This window comes from Halarchaeum nitratireducens (assembly GCF_014647155.1).
Classification (GTDB): Archaea; Halobacteriota; Halobacteria; order Halobacteriales; family Halobacteriaceae; genus Halarchaeum; species Halarchaeum nitratireducens.
This window is the reverse complement of sequence record NZ_BMOQ01000001.1, coordinates 316,255-337,615: the sequence shown is the minus strand read 5'-3', so window position 1 is coordinate 337,615 and position 21,361 is coordinate 316,255. Positions and strand designations below refer to the sequence as shown.

Below are 21,361 nucleotides of genomic sequence, written 5' to 3'. Positions count from 1 at the left end.
TCCCGTACGGGCGGCCGTGCGCGTCTCGGGACAACGGACGTTACGGCCGGAGCGAGGCGCGCCGCGAGCCTACGCGTCGGCGGGGAGACGCACGAGCGCGCGGCGGAGGAGCGGCGGCATCGCCACGGACGTCGCGACGGCGACGACGACGATGGCGGCGTAGAGCGTCGGGCTGAGGACGCCGAGCGCGAGGCCGAGGCTTGCGATGACGATCTCCATCGCGCCGCGGGCGTTCAGGCCGACCGCGAGGCAAGCGATTTCGGCGCGCGAGAGGCCAGCGAGCGCGCCGCCGAGCGCGACGCCGGCGGCTTTCGAGGCGACGGCGACGACGAGTAGGAGGGCGGCGACGCCGGCGGCGCCGGGCGTGAGGAGCGTCCCGACGTCGACGCGGAGGCCGGCGGTGGCGAAGAAGAGCGGGGCGAGCAGGCCGAGCGCGACGACGTGAAGGACGCGGCCGGCCGCTTCGTCAAGGCGGCGGCCGGCGAGCACCCCTGCGGTGAACGCGCCGACGACGGCTTCGACGGCGACGGCGAGGCCGGCGGCCGTCGTCGCGAACCCGACGAGGACGACGGCGGAGAACTGGGAGAGCGCGGGCGAGCGTGCGCGTGCCGCCCGTTCGAGGAGGACGTCGACGACGCGCCGGCCGACCGTCGCGGCGAGCAGGACGAAGCCGGCGAGGACGAGGAGCGTGCGACCGACCCGGAGCGCGTCGACGCCGCCCGTTCGGACGGCGTCCGCGACGACGGAGAAGACGAGCCAGCCGACGGCGTCGACGACGGCGGCGATCGCGAGGGTTCGCTGGCCGACCGGGCGGTCGAGCGCGTCCAAGTCGACGAGAACGCGGATGGTGACGGGGACGGCGGAGACTGCGAGCGCCGTCCCGACGACGAGCGAGACCGCGAGCGACGAGACGCCCGCCGGCAGGGCGTCCGGGGGCAAGAGGAGGGTGACGCCGATGCCGGCGACGAACGGCACGACGAACCCGCCGGCGGCGACGGCGGCCGTCGCGGACGCGTGGCGCCTGAGCGCCGCGACGTCGACCTCAGTGCCGGCGAGGAGGAGCAGGAGGACGAGGCCGAGCGACGCGAGAACGTCCAGCCACGCCGGAATCGGGACGACGAGGCCCGTGAGCGCGGGCGCGAGCAGGCCGAGTGCCGCGGGGCCGAGGACGAGACCGGTGAGGAGTTCGCCGACGACGGGCGCGAACCCGACGCGCGCGGCGAGCGCGCCGAGGCCGTGCGCGGCGACGAGCACGAGCGTCAGCGTCGCGAGCACGCCGAGCAGCGGATCGGGGGCGCCGGTCATACCGACGGGAGCGGCGCGACCGCTATCAAAGGTGGTGGCTCGCTCACTCCATCGGCCCCATCGTCGCCGTGAACACCGCGACCTCGTCGCTCTCGTTGCGCGCGCCGTGCGGGACGCCGCGCTCGAAGGGGACGACGGCGGGCGCGCCGACGCGCTCCTCCTCGTCCCCGCGAACGACGACGAGGTCGCCTTCGAGGACGTGGAAGACGTTCGTCTGCCCGGGGTGCTCGTGGGGGTCGACCGCCGCGCCGGGACCGAGCGCGAACGCCTTCACGAGCACGTCGGGCGAGTAGTGGAGTTCGGTCGTCACGACCTCGCCGTCGCCGGCGTCGGTGTCGACGTCGTCGTAGCGGTCCATACGCGAGTCGTCGCGGGGTGAGAAGAAAGACGTGGCGGACGCCGGTAACGGAGTCGGTAACGCGGTCGCGGAGCGCTCGCGGCCGTTTTCCCCTCTGCGAAACCGACGGTCTCGCCGACCCCGCGTTCGCTCCGTTCACGCGGACCGTGTGTGTGCGAGGAGGGGGTCCCCGCAGGAGCCGAAGGCCCGAGGAAACCCGACGAGGGAAAAAGGCGGTGCTTACTCGTACTCGATGGTCGCCGGCGGCTTGTGGGTGACGTCGTAGACGACGCGCGAGCAGTCCTCGACGGTGCCGGTGATCCGACTCTGGAGGCGCTGGAGGGTCTCCCAGTCGAGCTCTTGGGCGCGCGCGGTCATGCCGTCGCGGCTCTCGACGGAGCGGACGGCGACGACGTGGCCGTGGACGCGGTTGTCGCCCTTCACGCCCGTCGCGCGGCCGAGGACGGCGGCGAACGCCTGCCACGGGTCGTACTCCTCGAGTTCGTCCTCGACGATGGCGGTCGCCTCGCGGGCGACGCGAACCTTCTCGGGGGTGACTTCGCCGACGACGCGGACGGCGAGGCCGGGCCCGGGGAACGGCATCCGTTCGCTGATGATCTCCTCGAGGCCGAGGTGGCGCGCGACCTCCCGGACCTCGTCCTTGTAGAGGTCGCGCAGGGGTTCGATGAGGCCGTCGAAGTCGACGACGTCGGGGAGCCCGCCGACGTTGTGATGGGACTTGATGTTCCCCTCGCTTTCGATGCGGTCGGGGTAGATGGTGCCCTGTACGAGGTAGTCGGCGTCCACCTCCTCGGCGACGGTCTCGAACTCCCGGATGAACTGCTCGCCGATGACGTGGCGCTTCTCCTCGGGGTCGGTGACGCCCTCGAGCTCGTCGAGGTACCGCTCGGTCGCGTCGACGACGCGGAGGCGCTCCATGTAGCCGAAGACCTCCTCGATCTCCTCGGTCTCGCCCTTGCGCATCAGGCCGGTGTCGACGTAGACGGGGACGAGCTGTTCGCCGACGGCCTCGTAGGCGAGCGCGGCCGCCGTCGAGGAGTCGACGCCGCCGGAGAGCGCGATGATCGCCGTCGAGTCGCCGAGCTCCTCGCGGATCTCCGCTTTCGCGTCGTCGACGAAGGATTCGACGTCGACCATTACTGCGTCACCTCCGTGCCCGCGGCGACGTCCGCGCGCTCCATGACGGCGTCGAGGAAGCCCACGAAGGGCGGGCTCGCCCGGCTCGGCCGGGAGCGGAACTCGGGGTGGAACTGCGTCCCGAGGAAGAACGGGTGGTCCTCGCGCTCGACGATCTCCATGCGGTTGCCGGCGTGCCCGGAGAAGGTGAGGTCGTCGGCGGTGAGGCGCTCGATGTACTCGGGGTTGACCTCGTAGCGGTGGCGGTGGCGCTCCGTGCACTCGGTGGCACCGTACACGCGCTCGGCGAGCGTGCCCTCGTCGATCTCGGTGACGTGCGCGCCGAGGCGCATCGTGCCGCCGAGGTCCTCCAGGTCGTACTGCTCGGGCAGGAGGTCGATGACGGGATGGGGCGTGTCCTGGTCGATCTCGGCGGAGTGGGCGCCCTCCAGGCCGAGGACGTTGCGTGCGTGCTCGACGACGGCGAGCTGGAAGCCCAGACAGAGCCCGAGGAAGGGGACGTCGTGCTCGCGGGCGTAGCGGACCGCGTCGAGCTTCCCGGCGGTGCCGCGTGCCCCGAAGCCGCCGGGGACGACGACGCCGTCGGCGGTCCGCAGGCGCTCCTCGTGCTCGTCGCCCATTTCGTCGGCGTCCACCCACTGGACGTTCACGTCGACCTGTTTCTCCAGGCCGGCGTGCTTGAGCGACTCGTGAATCGAGATGTAGGCGTCCTCGAGGGCGTACTTCCCCACGAGGGCGACGTCGACCTCACCCGTCGCGTCCCGGGTGACGATGTCGCGCCACTCGGTGGAGCGCTCGGCGGCGGGGAGGGCGTCCTCGGCGATGGCGAGGCGCTCCATGACGTACTCGTCGAGACCCTCGTCTTCGAGGACGAGCGGGACGTGATAGATGTCCTCGACGTCGGGGTTGGAGAAGACGGCCTCGGTGGGGACGTCGCAGAAGAGCGCGATCTTCTCGCGGACGTCGTCCGCGAGCTTCTCGGGGTTTCGCCCGACGAGGATGTCCGGCTGGAGGCCGATACTCCGGAGTTCCTTCACCGAGTGTTGCGTGGGCTTCGTCTTCTGCTCGCCGTTCTTCGAGTTCGGAACGAGCGTGACGTGCGTGAAGAGGAGGTCCTCCTCGTCCTGCTCGTGGCTGAACTGTCGTAAGGCCTCGAGGTAGGGCATCCCCTCGATGTCGCCGACCGTCCCGCCGATCTCGACGATACAGACGTCCGTCCCCTCGGCGGCCTCGCGGATCCGGCGCTTGATGTCGTCGGTGACGTGCGGGATGACCTGTACCGTCTTCCCGAGGTAGTCGCCGGCGCGTTCGCGCTCGATGACCTCCTGGTAGACCTTCCCGGTCGTGACGTTGTGATCGGAGGTCATGTCGACGTCGAGGAAGCGCTCGTAGTTCCCCAGGTCGAGGTCGACCTCGCCGCCGTCTTTGAGCACGTACACCTCGCCGTGCTGATAGGGGTTCATGGTGCCCGCGTCCACGTTGAGGTACGGGTCGACCTTGACGGCGGTGACGTCGAAGCCCGCGTTCGTGAGGAGGCGACCGAGGCTCGCGGCGGTGATGCCCTTCCCGAGGCCGGACATCACGCCGCCGGTGACGAAGACGAACTTGTTCCCCAGATCGGGGTCGTATCCGGTCTCCTGCGGCATACCGCGTCTGCGGCCGAAACGGTCAAAACGGTTTCGGAGGCGTCCGCGTCGTGCGACGATATGCCACGCCACCGAATAACTCGTTCGACGGACGTTCGTCCACCGAAGGCGGTCCGTAGTGCCCGTAGCCGCAACACTAACAGCGCGCCGCCCGACCCCTCAGGTATGAACGACACCATGCGCGCGGTCGAGGTTCCGGAGGCGGAGGCCGACTTCGACGTCGTCGAGAAGCCGGTCCCGGAGCCCGACAGCGACGAGGTCCGCGTCGCAGTCGAGGCCTGCGGCGTCTGTCACAGCGACGAGATGACGAAGGAAGGGCTCTACCCGCGCATCGAGTATCCCCGCGTTCCCGGTCACGAGGTCGTCGGACGCGTCGACGCCGTCGGCGACGACGTCACGGAGTGGGAGGAGGGCGAACGCGTCGGCGTCGGCTGGCACGGCGGTCACTGCTTCACCTGCGAGGCCTGTCGCCGCGGCGACTTCATCAACTGTGAGCACGCCAAGGTGACCGGCCTCGACTTCGACGGCGGCTACGCGGAGTACACCGTCGCCCCCCACGAGGCGCTCGCGGCCGTCCCGGACGAACTCGACGCCGCGGACGCCGCACCGCTGCTCTGTGCCGGCATCACGACGTTCAACGCGCTGCGGAACAGCGACGCTCGGCCGGGCGACCTCGTCGCCGTTCAGGGCGTCGGCGGTCTCGGTCACCTCGGGATCCAGTACGCCCACGAGGCCGGCTTCGAGGTCGTCGCCCTCTCCCGGGGGACCGACAAGAAAGAACGCGCCCTCGAACTCGGCGCCGACCACTACGTCGACACGGAGGCGACGGCCGCGGCCGAGGAGCTCCGAGCGCTCGGCGGTGCGAGCGTCGTCCTCGCCACCGCGCCCTCCGCGCCAGCCATCGAGTCCGTCGTCGGCGGCCTCGGTGCGGACGGCGAGGTCATCGCCGTCGGCATCCCCGGCGAACCCGTCGGCGTCCACGCGGGCGCGCTCGTCGGCGTTCGGGGCTCCGTCTCCGGGTGGGCTTCCGGGACGGCGAAGGACTCGCAGGACACCCTCGAGTTCAGCGCGCTGCGCGACGTGACGCCCGAGATCGAGACGTTCGACCTCGGCGACGCGCAGGACGCGTACGAGAAGATGCTCGCCAGCGAAGTCCGATTCCGCGCCGTCCTCGAACCGTAGGCGGAGGCACGACGCGCCCCTACCCCGAGGTCTTTTTTCGCGACTCCCGCATCGCCGCGTATGACAGACGAGTCGATGCGCGCCGTCGTCGTCCCCGAGGAAGGTGCCGCCTTCGAGACCCGCGAACTCCCCGTCCCGGAGCCCGACAGCGACGAGGTCCGCGTCGCCGTCGAGGCCTGCGGCGTCTGCGGCGGCGACGACGCCGCCCGCGAGGGGCACGCCTACGGCGGCGGATTGGAGTATCCCCGCGTCCCCGGTCACGAGGTCGTCGGACGCGTCGACGCCGTCGGCGACGACGTCACGGAGTGGGAGGAGGGCGAACGCGTCGGCGTCGGCTGGCACGGCGGTCACTGCTTCACCTGCGAGGCCTGCCGCCGCGGCGACTTCCACTCCTGCGAGCACGCCGACGTGATGGGCGTCCAGCGCGACGGCGGGTGGGCCGAGTACACCGTCGCTCCCCACGAGGCCGTCGCGGCCGTCCCCGAGTCCTTCGACGCCGTCGAGGCCGCCCCGTTGCTCTGCGCCGGCCTCACGACGTTCAACGCGCTACGACACAGCGACGCCCGACCGGGCGACCTCGTCGCCGTCCAGGGCGTCGGCGGCCTCGGTCACCTCGGGATCCAGTACGCCCACGAGGCCGGCTTCGAGACGGTGGCTCTCTCCCGGGGGACCGATAAGAAGGAGCACGCACTGGACTTCGGCGCCGACCACTACGTCGACGTGGAGCGCGAGGATCCCGCCGAGAGACTCCACGCGCTCGGCGGCGCGAGCGTCGTCCTCGCCACCGCGCCCTCCGCGCCCGCCATCGAGTCCGTCGTCGGCGGCCTCGCGGCGGACGGTCGCGTCGTCGCCGTCGGCGTCCCGGAGGAGCCCGTGGACGTCCACGTCGGCGCGCTCGTCGGGACGCGCGGCGCAGTCGAAGGGTGGGCCTCCGGGACCGCGCTCGACGCCGAGGAGACGCTGGCGTTCAGCGAGCGCCGCGCGATCACGCCGGCGGTCGAGACGTTCGCTCTCGACGACGCGGAAGCGGCGTATCAGCGGATGATGGACTCGGACGTTCGGTTCCGCGCCGTTCTCACGCCCTGAGACGATTGGCGAGGAACCGCGCGATCGTCTCGACCGCCTCGCTCGTCGCACCCGCGAACGCGTGATCGGCGTCGAGAGTCGTCACGCTCGCGCCGGCCGATTCGGCGGCCGCGACCACGGGCCGCCAGTCGGCCGTCGCGTCGCGGGTCCCGACGACGAGGGACAGCGGGACGTCGATAGCGGTGACGGCGTCGGGGACGTCGAGGTCACCATCGTCCGCATCGAGCGCGGCGACGGGTGCGAGGAGCGCGACGCCGCGGAGCGGCACGTCGACGCTCGCGGCGGCGAGGGCGGCGATCCCGCCACCGAAACTGTAGCCGAACAGCCCGAGCGTCTCGTAGCGCTCGCGCGCCCACCGGAGAGCGTTGCGCGCGTCCTCGCGCTCGCCGCGGCCGCGGTCCCAGTCGCCGTAGTCGAACCGGAGGCACGCGACGCCGCGCTCCGCGAGGGCGTCGCTGACGGCACGGAGACGCGCGTCGCCGCGATGCCCGCCGTGACGCGGATGAGGCGGACACGCCACGACGCAGGCGTCGCTCCCCTCAACTGGGGCGTCCAGCGTCCCGACGACGCGCCGAGCGCCGGGCACGAGCACCGTCGCATCGGTCACGGTCGGACGATGGCGGGTGAGGACTATTACCCTTCGGCCCACTACGGTGGGCTATGGGTCTACTCTCGCGCGCCTCCTACGTCGTCCGCTCGAAGCTCAACTCGATCCTCAACCGGGCGGAGGACCCCACGGAGACGCTCGATTACTCGTACGAACAGATGCGCGACGAGCTGAAGGACGTCGAGCGCGGGCTCGCGGACCTCGTCGCGCAGAAGAAACGCCTCGAAGTGCAACGCGGGCGCCTGCAGGAGAACGTCGAGAAACACAACGAGCAGGCGCGCGAGGCGATGCGACAGGACAGGGAGGACCTCGCGCGACGCGCGCTGGAGAAAAAGCAAGCGAAGCTGGAGAGCATCGAGGAGATGGAAGACCAGATCGCGTCGCTCGAATCCACCCAGTCCGACCTGGAGGAGAAGAAGAGCCAGCTCCAAGAGCGGATCGAGCGCTTCCGCACGAAGAAGGAGACGATGAAGGCGCGCTACGAGGCCGCTGAAGCGCAGAACCGCGTCTCCGAGGCGATGACGGGCGTCGGCGACGAGATGGCGGACGTCGGGCGCGCGGTCGAACGCGCCGAGGAGCGCACGGAGGAGATGGAGGCCCGCGCGGCCGCGATGGACGAGCTCACCGAGCGCGGCGTGCTCGAAGACCAGTTCAGCGACGAGGACGCCATCGACCGCGAACTCTCGGCGGGCCGCGCGAACCGCGAGGTGGAGGCGGAGCTGGAGACGCTGCGCGCCGAGAACGGGGGAGAGCGCGCGTCGAAGGGATCGGCGCGCGAAGCGGACGCGACGAGCGCCGGGGCGGACGCGGCCGTCGACGAGGCGGCCGTCGAGGCGGAGCTCGAATCGCTCCGCGAGGAGGAAGCGGAAGAAGAGGAGGACTCGAAGGCGTAACGCCGGCCACCACCGCTTTTGGCGTCGCCGGCCGTCGAGTGCGCCATGTCGGGAGCCGACGACCAGCCGAGCGACACGATGCGCGAGCGGGTGCCCGAGAACAGCCGGAAGTTCTGGGTGCTCCTCAACGCCGATCGGTGGCTCGTCGCGGGGGGGATCGTCGGTGCCGTGTTCGTCGCGCTCGTCGCGGCGGGCCTCCTCCACCCGACGCCAGTCCGCACGCTCCTGACCGACGGCGACCCCTTGGAGACGCTGTATCAGGCGCTCGTCGGCTCGACGATCACGGGCGTGACGCTCGTGTTGACGCTGAGCCAGCTCGTCCTCTCACAGGAGCAGGGGCCGATCGGCGATCAGCGCGAGCGCATGGAGGGGGCGATGTCGTTCCGAGCGGACGTCGAGGACGTCATCGGCGAACCGGTGAGCCCCGCACAGCCCTCGGCGTTCCTCCGTTCGCTCGTGAAACTCACGGAGCGGCGCGCGCAGGCACTCGAGGACGCCGTGGGCGAGATCGACGACGACGACCTCACCGCGAAGGTCGCGACGTACGTCGAGAACCTCGAAGGAAACGCGGAGACGGTCGCGTCGAACCTCGAAGGATCGCAGTTCGGCGAGTTCGACGTCGTGTTCTCCGCGCTCAACTACAACTATTCGTGGAAGCTCTACGCGGCCAGACGCATCCGCGCGGCGCACGCGGACGCACTGAGCGAGTCCGCCGCGGAGGCCTTCGACGAGCTCATCGAGGCGCTCGAACTGTTCGGTCCGGCGCGCGAACACTTCAAGACGCTCTACTTCCAGTGGGAGCTCACGGACCTCTCTCGGACGGTCCTCTACGCGTCGGTGCCGGCGATCGCGGTGGCGGTCGGCGCGCTGCTCTTCTTCGATCCGTCGTACGTGTCGCGGGGACGGGTCGCGCTCGTCGTCGCCGCGCTGACGGTCTCGGTGACGCTGACGCCGTTCGCCATCCTCCTCGCGTACGTCCTGCGGATCGTCACGGTGACGAAGCGCACGCTCTCGATCGGTCCGTTCATCCTCCGGGAGACGGACCGCTCGCACGATCTCGATTGGGACGAGACGGGGTCTGCGGGCGGTGAGCGCCGCGAAGTCGAGGATTAAGCCGCGGCGAGTCGCGTTCGCGCGGCGTCGAGACAGAGGAGGCAGACGACGCCGCCGCAGAAGACGAGGACGTCGATCGCGCGCCCGGGGATGCCGAGCGTGAAGATGAGGACGGTCGCGTAGGCGGGCGCGTGGCGGGCGTCGAGGAGGGTCATTCCGACGGTCGCGGTGATCACGGCGACGACGACCGCCGCGACCTGATGGAGGCCCGTCGCGGTGTGCGCCAGGAGGTCGAGTCCGGTCAGCGGACCGACGAGGGTGCGAACGGCGGCGAACGCGACGACGACGCCGACGACCTGTCCGAGGAGCAACTCGCGGGCGAGCGGCCGCCACGGGCGGTCGCGGACGACGAGGGCGTACGCGGAGGGGCCGAGGCTCGGGAGGAGGACGGGGAGGCCCGTCGCCCACGCGAGCAACGCGAGCGGGCCGAGGAGGACGGCGAGCGACGCGGCGTCCCCGAGGCCGACGCCGAACTCGTCACCGCTCGCCATGCGGCGTCAGCGACCCGCGATCCGCGCCCGCCGCGCGCACGTCGAGGCGTTCATCGGCCGGCGAGGAACGTCGGTTCGAGGTGTTTCTGTGCGACCTCGCGTTCGAGGTGCTGGCGGAACTCGGGGCGGGAGACGTCGTTCGCCTCGCGCTCCATGCGGTCCCGGACGCTGATGACGTTCGCCGCCTCCTCGTCGCCGCCGACGATCGCCATGTACGGGACGCGGTCCTCGTGGGCCTGTTGGATCTTCTTCCCGATCGTCCACGAGCGGTCCTCGACCTCGACCCGATAGTCGTCGAGCTCCGCGGCGATCTCGCGAGCGTAATCGAGGTTGTCGTCGCTGATCGGCAGGATGCGGACTTGCTCGGGAGCGAGCCACGTCGGGAACTTCCCGTTGAAGTGCTCGATCATCACGCCCATGAAGCGCTCGAAGCTCCCGAGGAGGGCGCGGTGGATCATCACGGGGTGGTGTTCCTCGTTGTCCTCGCCGACGTACGTCAGATCGAGGTTGCGCGGGATGTTGAAGTCCACCTGCACGGTGCCGATCGTCCACTCGCGCCCGAGGGCGTCGCGGGCGTTGATGCCGATCTTCGGGCCGTAGAAGGCGGCCTCGCCCTCTTCGACGTCGTAGTCGAGGTCCTCCTCGCGCATCGCGTCGATGAGCGCGTCCGTGGCCTGCTTCCAGATCTCCTCGCTCCCCATCGCGTCCTCGCCGCGCGTCTCCAGCTTGTAGAGGACGTCGAGGCCGAAGTGGCCGTAGATGTCCTCGATGGACTGGAGGATCGAGAGAATCTCTCCCTGGATCTGGTCGGGGCGGACGAACGCGTGACCGTCGTCCTGCGTCATGCCGCGCACGCGGAGGAGGCCGGAGAGTTCGCCCGACTGCTCGTTGCGATAGACGTTGCCGAACTCGGAGAAGCGAAGCGGGAGGTCCCGGTAGGAGTGAGTGTTCGAGTCGTAGATGTGCGCGTGGTTCGCGCAGTTCATCGGCTTCAGGCCGTACTCGGTGTCGTCCTGACTCCAAGCGAACATCTCGCCGTTCTCGGTGAACGTCTCGTAGTGGCCCGTAGGCTTCCAGAGGTCCGTCTTGTTCAGCTCGGGCGTACGGACCTCCTCGAAGCCGAGGTCGTCGTTCTTCTCGCGGACGTACTCCTCGAGCTCGCGGCGGATCGCCATCCCGTTCGGGTGGTAGTGGACGCAGCCCGGCGAATGCTCCGGGATGCTGAAGAGGTCGAGCTCGCGCGCGAGCTTGCGGTGATCGCGCTCCTCGGCCTCGGCGAGCATGGCGAGGTGGTCGTCGAGTTCGGCCTGCGTCTCGAAGGCCGTCCCGTAGACGCGCGTGAGCGTCTCCTCGTCCTCGTCGCCGCGCCAGTAGGAGGCAGAGATCTCCAGCAGTTCGAAGCCGCCGATCTCGCCCGTCGACTCGACGTGCGGGCCCTTACAGAGGTCCTGGAACTCGCCCTGCCGGTAGAAGGAGACGGTGTCCTCGCCCGCGGCCTCCTCCTCCAGGATCTCGCGTTTGAACGGGTTGTCGTCGTAGAACTCCAAGGCGTCCTCGCGATCCATCGTGACGCGCTCGACGTCGAGGTCCTCCTCGATGATCGCCTCGGCCTCGGCCTGGATCTCGTCGAGGTCGGCCTCGTCGAGGTCCACGCCGTGGACGTCGTAGTAGAAGCCCTCGTCCGTGTACGGGCCGATGGTGAGTCGGGCGTCCGGGTGGAGGCGCTGGAGAGCCTGCGCGAAAACGTGTGCGGCGGTGTGACGGAGGACGTCGAGGTACTCCTCGGAGGAATCCGTCACGATCTCGATCCGGCAGTCCTCGGTGAGGGGGTCGTCCTTCGAGACGAGTTCCCCGTCGACGACGCCGGCGACCGTGTCGCGGCCGAGGCCCTCGCCGATTCGGTACGCGACGTCCTCGACCGTCTCCCCGGCCTCCGCGTCGAGCTCGGAGCCGTCGGGGAGCGTGACCGTGATCTCGCTCATGGGCCGTGATACGGCCAACGGCCCACATAAGCGTGTCCGTCCGGCGACACCCCCGGCGAACCGACGGCGATCAACCAGCGGGGACGGCGTCGCGTTGAAACGCGATGGCGCGCACAGCCCGGCGTATGCCCTGATCACGCGACCCGTCCGCGGCCACCGCGAAACGGTGGCGCGGCCGCGGACGGGACCGAGGAGCGCTACCCGTTCGCCACGGGCTCGGCCAGCCGCGCGCCCGTCCCCGGTCGGTCGACGGCCGCGAGGTCGATCTCGCCGTCGGGCATCGGCACGCCCTCGTACGGGTCGTCCGCGAGGAGCAGCGACCCGTCGAGGTCCGCGTAGTCGACGAGCGGTGCGAGCTGCGCCGCGGCGGCGATGGCGGCGTTCGACGACACCATGCAACCGAGCATCACGTCGAGGCCGCCGGCGCGGGCGGCGTGGATCAGTCGGCGCGCCTCGCTGGGCCCGCCGCACTTCATCAGCTTCACGTTGGCGATGTCCGCGATCTCGGCCACCTCCGGGACGTCCGCGAGCGTGACGCACGACTCGTCGGCGGCGATCGGGAGCGCGCCGCGTTCGCGGACGAAGCGCATTCCGTCGGGGTTCTCCGCGGGGACGGGCTGTTCGACGAACTCGACGTCGGCGTCGGCGAGCCACTCGGTGTTCGAGACGGCCTCGCGGGGCGTCCACGCCTCGTTCGCGTCGACGCGGAGCGTCGCGTCCGGCGCGGTGTCCCGCACGGCCTCGACGATCTCCTCGTCGCGCGACGTGCCGAGTTTCACCTTCAGGATCTCGTAGCCCGCGTCGACGGCGTCGCGCGTCTTCGCGCGCATCCGCTCGGTGTCGTCGAGACCGATCGTGAACGACGTCTCGGGCGCGCTCGCGGGGTCGAGCCCCCAGTGGCGAGACAGGGGGAGGCCGACGCGCTTCGCGGCGAGGTCGCAGCAGGCGATGTCGACGGCGGCGCGCGCGGCCGGGTTAGCGCGGACGACGTCGTCCATCGCGGCGGCGATCCGTTGGTGGTTCGCCGGGTCGCCGACGCGCTCGACGGACGCGAGGAGGTCGGGGAGGACGGCCTCGACTGTCTCGACCGTCTCGCCGTAGTGCGCGGAGGGCGCGGCCGCGCCGACGCCGGTGTGTCCGTCGTCGCTGACGCGGACGACGACGTTCTCGGCGGTCGCCGATGAGCCCCGCGAGATCCCGAACTCGTGTTCGAGCGGGAGGGTGAGCCGCTCGAAGTCGGTGGTGAGGCTCACAGCACCGCGTCGAGGACCTCGTCCGGCCCCTGCCGGATCGGGTCGGCGGCCGGGCGGCCGAGCGCGTCGGCGTACTCGTCCACGGCCGCGTCGGCCGCGGCGTCGTCGTCGACGGTCCGTGTGTTCAGCGCGCCCGCGACGACCTCGCTGCCGCCGACCGGTGCGGCCAGCGACTCGTGGAGGGAGACGAACTCCGGGATCGACGGGAGCGACTGACTGAACCCGTGGAAGCGCTCGCGGCCGGTGGCGTGACAGAGCACGAGCTCGTCGGCCATCGAGCCGTGGAGGATCGCGGTCGAGACGCCCGAATAAGCGGGGTGGGCGATGCTCGCCTGGCCCTCGACGAAGAGGTAGTCGTGGTCGTTTCCGCGTTCGAGGATCAGCTCCTCGACGGCGCCGGCGGCGAAGTCCGAGATGACGCGGTCGATCGGATACCCCCAGCCCTCCGCCATGATGCCGGTCTGGCCCGTAGGCACGACCGCGGCGTCGACGCCGCGCTCGCGGGCGGCGTCGACGAGTTCGAACGTCGTCGTCATCTTCCCGACGCTGCAGTCCGTCCCGACGGTGGCGATCACGGTCGCGTCGACGCTGTCGGCGACGCCGTCCGCGACGCCGAGGCCGTTCGGCGGTCGGCGGACGTCCCAGAGCTCGCAGCCGTGCTCCTCGGCAAGGGTCCGGAACTCGCTGTCGTCTTCGAGGAAGTAGTGGAGCCCGGAGATGACGTCGCAGCCGCGTTCGAGCGCGGCGCGGACGTCGGGGCGCCACGACTCGTCGAAGCCACCGCCGATCGGCGAGATGCCGATGAGGAGCGCGTCGAGCGGGTCGTCGACCTCGCTGAGCGACGCGACGATGGGCGCGTCGGGGAGCGAGGCGTCGCAGTCGGCGACCCGCTCGCCGCCGCGGTCGCGGTCGAGCACGGCGACGACGTCGTGTGCACCGTAGCGGAGGACGCCGGTGGCCGTCTTCGCCCCGTCCGGGAACTTCTCGTGCGCGAGAATGGCGATACGCATACCGTATCGGTGGTGGGAGGACGATTTAACGGTTGTCAGACCGACTCAGAGCGAGCGATACGGAACGGTCCAGAAATCGCTCGCGGCGGTGGCGAGGGCGTCCAACGGCTCGCCGCTCGCGTCCGAGGGCGCGCTGGCGTCGGCGTCGAACTCGCCGAAGAGCGTCGTCTGTCCGGTGACGTAGCACGCGTCGTAGCCGTACTCGCCGTCGAGGGCGTCGAGGGCGGCGCGGGCGTCGTCGAGGTGCTCGTCGATCTGACTCTCGCGGCGGCGCTCGAAGCGCGACTGGGAGAATCCGCCCTTCGAATGCGTGCTCTTCACGTCGCTCTCGAACCCCTCGACGTGGACGCGCTCGACCCCGTCGCCGGTCGCGTCGTAGATCCCGACGGCGAACAGGTCCGCGCGGACGAGCGCGAGGGCGTACGTCCCCGTCGGCTCGAACCACGATCGATCGAGGCGAAAGGACTCGCCCCACTCGCAGAAGGCGTCGGGGGCGAGCGGCGGGGCGAGCGTCGCGGCGACGAGCGAGGCGTCGTCGACGCAGACGAGACACGGGGCGGCGCGCTCGACGAGCGGGGCGCGCTCGCCGAGGGCGTCGCTCACGGGCTCGGGGACGGCGTGTTCGTCGGTCACCATCGCGGTGAGCGCGCCCTCCGGGTCGGTCTCGATGCCCGCGAGGCGATCGAGCACGTCGTCGAGCCGGGGGCCGCGAAGCGCCTCGCTCGCGCGATAGTCGACGTTCGCGCCGTCGTCGCCCTCCGCGCGCTCGGCGCGATCCTCCAGTTCCGTGATCCGGTCTTCCAAGCGGTTGATCGTCTCTTCGGCCTCGTTGCGCGCGGCGACGGCCTCGCGGCGCCGCTCGTTCTCCGCGTCCAACTGCGCTTGGAGGCTCTCGGTCTCGTCCTCCAGTTCGGCGATCCGCTCTTTGAGGGAGGCCCGACCGAGGAGTCGATCCAGCATGCCCCGAACGCGGGTCGGGCGCCGCTTAGGGGTTCCGGCCCGGACTACACCGCGCCGACCTCGAAGAGCCGACGGGCGTGGTCGGGCCGGGCGAGCAGCACCTCCGCGAGCGCGGGCGGGTTGTCGACGCCGGCCTCATCGAGCGTCTCGCGCGGGACGACGAGGGTGTCCGCGGGGACGTCCGCGTCGCCCTCGACGCGGTAGTGTCGGGTTCCGACCTTCATGACGAGGGGGTAGTCGGTGCGCGCGAGCCCCTCGCCCGCGTACACCTGCTCGTTGACGCGTTCGTGTTGGCGGCGCTGGAGCGCGGCCGTGCCGTCGTCGGACGGTTCGACGTAGAGCCGTCCGAGGTAGTAGCCGGTCGAGAACACCTCGAACATGTGTGTTATACTCTGCCACAGTGGGTGAAAAACCCATCGGCGGTGGCGGGCACTGCGCTACCCTTTTGAGCGCGTGGCGCCAACTCACGTCCGTATGGACTCCGGGGCACTACTCGACCTCCTCGGCAACGAGAACCGGCGTCGCATCCTGCGCTTGCTCGCGCGCAAGCCCTGCTACGTCACCGAGATCAGCGAGTACCTCGGGGTCTCCCCGAAAGCCGTCATCGACCACCTCCGCCGCTTGGAGGAGGCCGGAGTCGTCGAGAGCCGAACGGATGAGAAACGCCGCAAGTACTTCCACATCGCGCGGAACCTCCGGCTCGAAGTGACCGTCTCGCGCCACGGCTTCGGCGCGAAATCCGCCTATCCGGCGAGCCGCGACCTCGATCTGACGCGCTGTCACCACCTCTCGATCGACGGCGTGGCGGACGTCGCCGCCGGCGTGGACGACGGGGCGGATGAGGACGCGGACGATGAGACGGACGACGACGCGAGCGGCGACGTCGCGTCGCTCGCCGCGGACCTCGCGGAGTTGGAGAGCTTAGAGCGCGAGCTGTCGCTCGCCCAGCGCTGGGTGCAGGGCCGCCTCGCGGACGTCCGGGACGACCTCGCGGGCGCGCTCGACGCGGACGACCACGAGGGGCTCTACGCCGAGGTCGTCGCGGCCGTCGCGGACGGGGCGGGAACCGTCGAGGCGCTCTCGCGGCGCGTGGACGCGCCGGCCGAGGTCGTCGAGCACGCGATCGGCGACCTGCTCGAACGCGGCGTCATCGAACCCGACGGCGACGACGGGTGGCGCGTCACAGACTCCGAGTGAAACCCGCGCGCAGGTCGCGCCCGAAGTAGTACCCGAGCAGCCCGGCGAGCGCGCCGATCCCGGCGACGGCGAGCGCGAACGCGACGCCGGAGCGCGCGAGGAAGTCCACGGTGATCGGAAGGAAGGCCGAGGTGAGGAGTCCGAGGAGGACGCTCCCCACGGCCGCGAGCGCCCCGGCGAGTGCGACTTCGACGTAACACCGCCGAGCGGACGCGACGCCGAGCGCGAACGTCGCGGCGGCGAGGCCGACGAATCGCGTCAGCGATCCAACGAGCGGGACGAGTCCGCCGACGAAGAGCCCGGCGGCGGCGAGGACGAGCGCGAGGAGAAACCGGCGCGGTGAGAAGAACGTGCGGGCGCGTGCACGGAGACCGCCGGGACGCTCGTCCCGTCTGCGATCGCGACTCGCGTTTGCGCTACCGCGTGCGCTCGCTCCGTCCGCCCCGTCGAGATCTCCGAGCGGATCGTCGCGCGACATGTCCCTTCGTGCGCGGGCGAACCGTATGGCTCTTGCCCCGCCGCCGAACGGATGGTTTCAAGGGTAGCGACGCGCGACTCTCACTCATGCACTCAGGGGACCGCGTCCGCGTAGAGCGCGACGGACAGGTGAACGAGGGCGTGCTCCTGCCGTCTTCGACGCCGGAGCACCTCGTGGTGAAACTGGAGAGCGGCTACAACGTCGGCGTCGAACGCGAGGACGCCGACGTCGAGGTGCTCGAATCGGACGTCTACGCCATCGACGGCAACGCGGGCGAGGGGGACGGCGAGGGCTCCGAGGTCGCCTTCGACGACGACCTCCCCACCATCGCGCTCATCAGCACCGGCGGGACGATCGCCTCCACGGTCGACTACCGGACGGGCGCGGTGACGGCGCAGTTCGACGCCGAGGACGTCCTCCGCGCGGTCCCCGACCTCGCGGGCCGCGCGAACTACCGGGGGAGGGTCGTCGCCAACATCCTCTCCGAGAACATGGACCCCTCGATCTGGCGCGAGCTCGCCGAGGCCGTCCGCGAGGAGATCGCCGACGGCGCGGACGGCGTCGTCGTGATGCACGGGACCGACACGATGCAGTACTCCGCGTCCGTCCTCTCGTTCATGCTCGACACGCCGGTCCCGGTCGTCTTCACGGGGAGTCAGCGCTCCGCGGACCGGCCCTCATCGGACAACGTGATGAACGCCGTCTGCGCCGTCGAGGCCGCGAAGTCCGACGTCGCCGAGGTGATGGTCTGCATGCACGCGACGCAGTCCGACGACCGGTGTGCCCTCCACCGCGGGACGCGCGTCCGAAAGGCCCACACGTCGCGGCGCGACGCCTTCGAGACCGTCGACGGGACCCCGATCGGCCACGTCGACTACGAGAGCGAGACGGTCAGCTACGACGACGCGGCGGCCCTCGCCGAGCGCGGCGACGCCGACCTCTCGCTCGACCCGGCGCTCGAACCCGACGTCGAGCTCGTGACGTTCACCCCCGGGATGGATCCGGCGTTCCTCGAGATGCTGGAGGGACGCGCCGGCGTCGTCATCGAGGGGACGGGGCTCGGACACGTGAACTCCGATCTCGTGGACGTGATCGACGACCTCACCGACGCCGGCACGACGGTCGTGATGACCTCCCAGTGCCTCGGCGGCCGCGTCTGCGATCGAGTGTACGACACCGGGCGGGACCTCCTCGACGCCGGCGTGATCGAGGGCGAGGACCTCCTACCGGGGACGGCGAAGACGAAGCTGATGTGGGCGCTCGCCAACACGGACTCCCCAGCGGAGGCGATACGGACGCCGCTCGCCGGCGAGCTGAGCGAGCGCTCGGTGCCCGAGTCGGCGCAGTAGCGTCGACGGCGACGCGTCCGACGGGCGGTGCGAGTCGGACACGAGCGACGTGATCGCGGGCACGAACGTGATCCCCGCGTCACGCGTGCCGACCGCGCATGGCCGAGCACGAGACGCCGGGACTCGTCGGGCGCCTCCGGGACGCGTACGGCGACGGGCTGCGGGCGGTGGCGACCTACGACCGGGACGGGTACAGCGCCACTGCCGGAACGAGGCCGTCACGGCGGCGTACGACGGATCTGACTTCGACGCCATCTACGGGGACGTCGTGCTCCAGGACGTCACCCGCGACTACCACGAGACGTTGTTCGACGACCTCGGTGCCGTTCGGGGGACGTTCCGGCACTTCGAGGAGGGGACGATCGCGCGTTTCTGGTCGCTCGATCACGACGCGGGCGTGTTCGTCGCGTTCGACGGACGGCCGACGTCGGCGTGCGCGCTCCACGTGCTCGTCGGCAAGCACTACGAGTGAGGCGGTCAGCCGCCGCTGACGGGCGGGAAGAGCGCGAGCTCGTCGCCGCCGTCGACGGCGTCGTCGAGCGTCGCGTCCGCGCCGTTCCGCAGGAGGTTGACGTGGTCGTAGAGCGTCCCGTCGTCGGCGAGGACGCGCTCGCGCAGCGCCGGTCGCTCGTCGAGGAGGGCCTCGAGGGCGTCGCCGACCGTCGCGTCCGCCGAGACGGTCACGTCGACCCGGTCGTCGCCGGCGACTTCCGCGAGGTCCGCGAACAGCTTCCACTCCATACCGTCGGTGGGAGCGCGCGCGGTATCAGGCTGTCGTCAGGCGTCGCCCTCGCCGTCACCGGGGACGCCCGTGCTCGCGGCCACCTCGGCCTCCCGGACGGCCTCCGGGCGAGCGACGAGGTAGAGGACGTCGCCGACGGCGAGCGGACGGGCGAGCGACGGGATGGGGTCGATCGGGCCGTCGGCGGGGCGGACGGCGGCGACGGTCGCTCCGACGTCCTCGACCGTCGCGCCGGCGAGCGCGCTCCCCTCTCGGACGGTGACGGTCGCCATCGTCTCGTCGGCCCCGCGGAGGATCGAGGCGAACTGCCGGTCGGCGCTGGGGTCGTTCGGGAGCGTGAGCAGGCGATAGTCGCCGCCGGCGATCCGCTCCGCGTCCGCGGCGTCGAGCGCGATCGTGGCGACGTCGTCCGCGACGCCGCGGAGCTCGCCGGTCGCAACGCGCTCGGGCGACGGCTCCGTCCGCCAGACCTGCACGGCGTCGCCCGGGCCGGCGTCGTTCGGCGGGTCGGCGCGGACGGCGACGGCGCCCATCCCGGGCCCGAGCGTCGGGCCGATGCCGGCGAGGCGGGTGCCGACGGCGAAGTACTTCACCGCGCCGTTCGCGTCGAGGTCGACGTCGACGTAACCGACGTCGTAGTCCTCGCGGAGGCGAGCGGCGAGGCGGGATTCGAGGTCCGCGACGGTCAGCCCGCGCGGGAAGAGCAGCGTCTTGTTCGCCATCCGCTCCTTCGTCTCCTCGGAGACCGGATCGTAGCCGTCGACGTCGTCGATCTCGTCGGGGATCTCCACGGTGACGACGCGGCCGACGGCCTTGACGAGCTGGCCGACCTCGCCGTCGACCTCGCGGGTGCCGAGGAACGCGAAGGTCTCGACGGCGATGCGATCGCCGGCGCGCGCGCCGGGTACGCCGAGCGCGATCGCGACGGCGAACGCCGAGAGGTTGAACACGATGTCGGTCGGGTCGAACACGGTGGCCTGATTGGCCACGACGGACGCGAACGCCGTCTTCGTGTTCAAGTAGAGCGCGACGCCGGAGACGCCGGCGAACGTCCCGAGCGCCGCGTGTGCGCTCTGCCGGAAGTACCAGCGGTAGACGGCGCTCACGGCGAACGCGACGAGGAGGGAGAAGACGCCGAGGCCGGCGATCCGGAGCGCGCCGCGGGTCAGTACGTCGACGAAGTCGACGGCCCCGCTCTGGAGGGGGAAGGCGAGCGCGCTCCCGGCGAGCGCGAACGCGAACGCGGGCGCGGAGACGGCCATCACGCCGCCGCCTCCGCGAAGGCGTTCAGCTTCTCGCGCGTCCCGACGACGAAGCAGTCGTCGCCGCCCGAGACGGCCGTGTCGCCCCGCGGCGCGACCGTCCACGAACCGTCGTGACGGAGGGCGATGACGGCGACGCCGTACGCGTCGCGGACGTCCGCGTCGCCGAGCGTCGTTCCGTCGAGCGGCCCATCGGCGCGGAGGGTGAGCCGTCGGACGCGGTTGCCGGTGCGCCGGAGCAGGGAGAGGAGTTCGAACTCACGGCGGGTGCCGCGTGCCGTGACGACGACCGACCCCCGGCTCGCGGCGACGAGCGTCTCCGCGCTCGGTCGGTCGGTGGCGACGGTGATCCGTCCCTCGCCGCCGGTAGTGACGGGCGCGGCGGTACGAGCGGGCACCTCGACGGCGGTGCCGCCGTCGGTCGCGGCGGGCGTCGGCGATACCTCCGCGTCCGCCTCGTCCGGTTCGGCGCTCTTGGCGGCGACGACGGTGCCGGTGCAGTCCCCGACGTCGGTGTGGAGCGAGACGACGTCGCCGCGCGCGACGCCCGTCGGGACGAGCGCGCTGACGGAGACGGCGCGTTCACCGCGCGGGACGCGCTTCGAGACGCCGGAGAGCGGCGGGGCGACGACGACGGTCGCGCGGGCGCGCTCGTCGATGCGGACGTCGGCGTCCGCGACGTCGAACTCGACGCGGAGACGCTCCTCGAAGCGGCGTTCGAGTTCGGCGATCGGGAGGTCGGCGGGGAACGTCCAGTCGACCGCGGCGATCTCGGTGCGCAGGGTCTCGGGGAGCGGCGGGTAGCCCTCCATGTCGCCGACCGCGCCGACGATGGGGACGCGGACCTGCCCGATGCCGCCGACGAGGTCGACGACGTCCCGCGAGAGGGTGCGCTCGCGGAGGCGCTTGAGCGAGAAGTGTTTGGGGAGGTTCGCCCCGAGCGCGTCGCCGCGTGCGTGGGCGTAGAAACACCCCATCAGGACGACGACGAGGGCGGTAACGAGCGCGATGCTGTTCGAGGACTGGACGACCGTGACGTCGTTGAACGCCATCAGCCCGCCGTTGATGCCCGCGATGGCGATGCCGAGGACGACGACACCGAACGCGGGGATCGTGAGTCCCGTGATGTACTTGAAGCCGAAGCCGAACCCGAAGCAGACGAGCGCGGGGATCACGCCCGTGAGGAGGCCGAGATAGACCCCGAGGAGGACCTGCATCGGGAACGACCCCGTGGAGAGACCGAACGGCATACCCCGACCGTGGTGCGGGGTGGGTAAATCGGTACCGCCGCGACCCGGCGGCGCGCACCT

At 71.1% G+C, this 21,361-nt stretch carries 22 protein-coding genes; 7 read left to right on the top strand and 15 right to left on the bottom strand.

Going from position 1 to position 21,361, the window contains the following annotated elements:
• Positions 1–69 precede the first annotated feature (69 nt).
• The 4 genes from IEX91_RS01740 to IEX91_RS01725 form a co-directional block, all read right to left on the bottom strand.
• A complete protein-coding gene (locus IEX91_RS01740) occupies positions 70–1,305 on the bottom strand; it encodes a cation:proton antiporter (protein WP_188876763.1) in 1,236 nt (411 codons plus the stop codon).
• A gap of 43 nt (positions 1,306–1,348) precedes the next feature.
• Complete coding sequence (locus tag IEX91_RS01735) at positions 1,349–1,663, bottom strand: cupin domain-containing protein (RefSeq protein WP_188876762.1); 315 nt, start codon at positions 1,661–1,663, stop codon at positions 1,349–1,351.
• A 219-nt stretch (positions 1,664–1,882) separates the two neighbouring features.
• On the bottom strand, positions 1,883–2,800 hold the full coding sequence (guaA, locus tag IEX91_RS01730; RefSeq protein WP_188876761.1) for a glutamine-hydrolyzing GMP synthase: 918 nt from the start codon (positions 2,798–2,800) through the stop codon (positions 1,883–1,885).
• Entirely contained in the window at positions 2,800–4,446 is a 1,647-nt protein-coding gene (locus IEX91_RS01725; protein ID WP_188876760.1) for a CTP synthase, read from the bottom strand. Before IEX91_RS01725 ends, guaA begins: the two co-directional genes overlap by 1 nt.
• Positions 4,447–4,611: 165 nt before the next feature.
• Between IEX91_RS01725 and IEX91_RS01720 the strand changes: the two genes are divergently transcribed.
• The gene (locus IEX91_RS01720) at positions 4,612–5,628 is read left to right on the top strand and encodes an alcohol dehydrogenase (protein WP_229772758.1); all 1,017 of its coding nucleotides are present in this window, start codon (positions 4,612–4,614) and stop codon (positions 5,626–5,628) included.
• A 75-nt stretch (positions 5,629–5,703) separates the two neighbouring features.
• Complete coding sequence (locus IEX91_RS01715) at positions 5,704–6,714, top strand: alcohol dehydrogenase catalytic domain-containing protein (protein ID WP_188876913.1); 1,011 nt, start codon at positions 5,704–5,706, stop codon at positions 6,712–6,714.
• Here IEX91_RS01715 and IEX91_RS01710 read toward each other — a convergent pair.
• A complete protein-coding gene (locus IEX91_RS01710; RefSeq protein WP_188876759.1) occupies positions 6,704–7,321 on the bottom strand; it encodes an alpha/beta hydrolase in 618 nt (205 codons plus the stop codon). The two genes, IEX91_RS01715 and IEX91_RS01710, sit on opposite strands and share 11 nt — an antisense overlap.
• A 53-nt stretch (positions 7,322–7,374) precedes the next feature.
• On the opposite strand from IEX91_RS01710, the gene IEX91_RS01705 reads away from it, so the two are divergent.
• Positions 7,375–8,214, top strand: coding sequence for a PspA/IM30 family protein (locus IEX91_RS01705; RefSeq protein ID WP_188876758.1), 840 nt, complete (start codon positions 7,375–7,377; stop codon positions 8,212–8,214).
• A 45-nt stretch (positions 8,215–8,259) separates the two neighbouring features.
• Positions 8,260–9,327 carry a hypothetical protein gene (locus tag IEX91_RS01700; protein WP_188876757.1) on the top strand — a complete coding sequence of 356 codons (1,068 nt, stop codon included), beginning with the start codon at positions 8,260–8,262 and terminating at the stop codon, positions 9,325–9,327.
• Here IEX91_RS01700 and IEX91_RS01695 read toward each other — a convergent pair.
• From IEX91_RS01695 to IEX91_RS01670, 6 genes are all read right to left on the bottom strand, one after another.
• Positions 9,324–9,818: an HPP family protein gene (locus IEX91_RS01695; protein ID WP_188876756.1), complete on the bottom strand. Its 495-nt coding sequence runs from the start codon at positions 9,816–9,818 to the stop codon at positions 9,324–9,326. The two genes, IEX91_RS01700 and IEX91_RS01695, sit on opposite strands and share 4 nt — an antisense overlap.
• 50 nt (positions 9,819–9,868) lie before the next feature.
• Positions 9,869–11,800: a threonine--tRNA ligase gene (thrS, locus tag IEX91_RS01690; protein ID WP_188876755.1), complete on the bottom strand. Its 1,932-nt coding sequence runs from the start codon at positions 11,798–11,800 to the stop codon at positions 9,869–9,871.
• Between the two features lie 197 nt (positions 11,801–11,997).
• On the bottom strand, positions 11,998–13,053 hold the full coding sequence (locus tag IEX91_RS01685) for a dipeptide epimerase (RefSeq protein WP_188876754.1): 1,056 nt from the start codon (positions 13,051–13,053) through the stop codon (positions 11,998–12,000).
• Positions 13,050–14,063 (bottom strand): DUF1611 domain-containing protein, encoded by a 1,014-nt coding sequence (locus IEX91_RS01680; RefSeq protein ID WP_188876753.1) that lies wholly within the window; start codon positions 14,061–14,063, stop codon positions 13,050–13,052. The genes IEX91_RS01685 and IEX91_RS01680 overlap by 4 nt, the downstream gene beginning before the upstream one ends.
• A 45-nt stretch (positions 14,064–14,108) precedes the next feature.
• Entirely contained in the window at positions 14,109–15,023 is a 915-nt protein-coding gene (locus tag IEX91_RS01675; RefSeq protein ID WP_188876752.1) for a Vms1/Ankzf1 family peptidyl-tRNA hydrolase, read from the bottom strand.
• Between the two features lie 44 nt (positions 15,024–15,067).
• A complete protein-coding gene (locus tag IEX91_RS01670) occupies positions 15,068–15,403 on the bottom strand; it encodes a DUF5802 family protein (protein WP_188876751.1) in 336 nt (111 codons plus the stop codon).
• 94 nt (positions 15,404–15,497) lie between these two features.
• Between IEX91_RS01670 and IEX91_RS01665 the strand changes: the two genes are divergently transcribed.
• Positions 15,498–16,220 (top strand): ArsR family transcriptional regulator, encoded by a 723-nt coding sequence (locus IEX91_RS01665; RefSeq protein ID WP_188876750.1) that lies wholly within the window; start codon positions 15,498–15,500, stop codon positions 16,218–16,220.
• Here the strand turns inward: IEX91_RS01665 and IEX91_RS01660 are convergent.
• On the bottom strand, positions 16,204–16,698 hold the full coding sequence (locus IEX91_RS01660) for a hypothetical protein (RefSeq protein WP_188876749.1): 495 nt from the start codon (positions 16,696–16,698) through the stop codon (positions 16,204–16,206). The two genes, IEX91_RS01665 and IEX91_RS01660, sit on opposite strands and share 17 nt — an antisense overlap.
• 86 nt (positions 16,699–16,784) lie before the next feature.
• Between IEX91_RS01660 and gatD the strand changes: the two genes are divergently transcribed.
• Both gatD and IEX91_RS01650 read left to right on the top strand, forming a co-directional pair.
• Complete coding sequence (gene gatD, locus IEX91_RS01655) at positions 16,785–18,047, top strand: Glu-tRNA(Gln) amidotransferase subunit GatD (protein WP_188876748.1); 1,263 nt, start codon at positions 16,785–16,787, stop codon at positions 18,045–18,047.
• A gap of 268 nt (positions 18,048–18,315) precedes the next feature.
• Positions 18,316–18,519 carry a hypothetical protein gene (locus IEX91_RS01650; protein WP_188876747.1) on the top strand — a complete coding sequence of 68 codons (204 nt, stop codon included), beginning with the start codon at positions 18,316–18,318 and terminating at the stop codon, positions 18,517–18,519.
• A gap of 5 nt (positions 18,520–18,524) precedes the next feature.
• Here IEX91_RS01650 and IEX91_RS01645 read toward each other — a convergent pair whose 3' ends face one another.
• The 3 genes from IEX91_RS01645 to IEX91_RS01635 are packed head-to-tail and all read right to left on the bottom strand — an operon-like array spanning position 18,525 to position 21,301.
• The gene (locus tag IEX91_RS01645) at positions 18,525–18,788 is read right to left on the bottom strand and encodes a ubiquitin-like small modifier protein 1 (RefSeq protein WP_188876746.1); all 264 of its coding nucleotides are present in this window, start codon (positions 18,786–18,788) and stop codon (positions 18,525–18,527) included.
• 36 nt (positions 18,789–18,824) lie between these two features.
• Positions 18,825–20,051, bottom strand: a complete 1,227-nt coding sequence (locus tag IEX91_RS01640; protein ID WP_229772757.1) for a TrkA C-terminal domain-containing protein — start codon at positions 20,049–20,051, stop codon at positions 18,825–18,827.
• Positions 20,051–21,301, bottom strand: coding sequence for a potassium channel family protein (locus IEX91_RS01635; protein WP_188876745.1), 1,251 nt, complete (start codon positions 21,299–21,301; stop codon positions 20,051–20,053). Before IEX91_RS01635 ends, IEX91_RS01640 begins: the two co-directional genes overlap by 1 nt.
• Positions 21,302–21,361 lie beyond the last annotated feature (60 nt).

Bases quoted from the DNA above. Each gene is read 5' to 3' on its own strand.
- IEX91_RS01740 (WP_188876763.1), bottom strand. From the start codon at position 1,305: ATGACCGGCGCCCCCGATCCGCTGCTCGGCGTGCTCGCGACGCTGACG.
- IEX91_RS01735 (WP_188876762.1), bottom strand. From the start codon at position 1,663: ATGGACCGCTACGACGACGTCGACACCGACGCCGGCGACGGCGAGGTC.
- guaA (WP_188876761.1), bottom strand. From the start codon at position 2,800: ATGGTCGACGTCGAATCCTTCGTCGACGACGCGAAAGCGGAGATCCGC.
- IEX91_RS01725 (WP_188876760.1), bottom strand. From the start codon at position 4,446: ATGCCGCAGGAGACCGGATACGACCCCGATCTGGGGAACAAGTTCGTC.
- IEX91_RS01720 (WP_229772758.1), top strand. From the start codon at position 4,612: ATGAACGACACCATGCGCGCGGTCGAGGTTCCGGAGGCGGAGGCCGAC.
- IEX91_RS01715 (WP_188876913.1), top strand. From the start codon at position 5,704: ATGCGCGCCGTCGTCGTCCCCGAGGAAGGTGCCGCCTTCGAGACCCGC.
- IEX91_RS01705 (WP_188876758.1), top strand. From the start codon at position 7,375: ATGGGTCTACTCTCGCGCGCCTCCTACGTCGTCCGCTCGAAGCTCAAC.
- IEX91_RS01700 (WP_188876757.1), top strand. From the start codon at position 8,260: ATGTCGGGAGCCGACGACCAGCCGAGCGACACGATGCGCGAGCGGGTG.
- IEX91_RS01695 (WP_188876756.1), bottom strand. From the start codon at position 9,818: ATGGCGAGCGGTGACGAGTTCGGCGTCGGCCTCGGGGACGCCGCGTCG.
- thrS (WP_188876755.1), bottom strand. From the start codon at position 11,800: ATGAGCGAGATCACGGTCACGCTCCCCGACGGCTCCGAGCTCGACGCG.
- IEX91_RS01680 (WP_188876753.1), bottom strand. From the start codon at position 14,063: ATGCGTATCGCCATTCTCGCGCACGAGAAGTTCCCGGACGGGGCGAAG.
- IEX91_RS01675 (WP_188876752.1), bottom strand. From the start codon at position 15,023: ATGCTGGATCGACTCCTCGGTCGGGCCTCCCTCAAAGAGCGGATCGCC.
- IEX91_RS01670 (WP_188876751.1), bottom strand. From the start codon at position 15,403: ATGTTCGAGGTGTTCTCGACCGGCTACTACCTCGGACGGCTCTACGTC.
- IEX91_RS01665 (WP_188876750.1), top strand. From the start codon at position 15,498: ATGGACTCCGGGGCACTACTCGACCTCCTCGGCAACGAGAACCGGCGT.
- IEX91_RS01660 (WP_188876749.1), bottom strand. From the start codon at position 16,698: ATGTCGCGCGACGATCCGCTCGGAGATCTCGACGGGGCGGACGGAGCG.
- gatD (WP_188876748.1), top strand. From the start codon at position 16,785: ATGCACTCAGGGGACCGCGTCCGCGTAGAGCGCGACGGACAGGTGAAC.
- IEX91_RS01645 (WP_188876746.1), bottom strand. From the start codon at position 18,788: ATGGAGTGGAAGCTGTTCGCGGACCTCGCGGAAGTCGCCGGCGACGAC.
- IEX91_RS01640 (WP_229772757.1), bottom strand. From the start codon at position 20,051: ATGGCCGTCTCCGCGCCCGCGTTCGCGTTCGCGCTCGCCGGGAGCGCG.
- IEX91_RS01635 (WP_188876745.1), bottom strand. From the start codon at position 21,301: ATGCCGTTCGGTCTCTCCACGGGGTCGTTCCCGATGCAGGTCCTCCTC.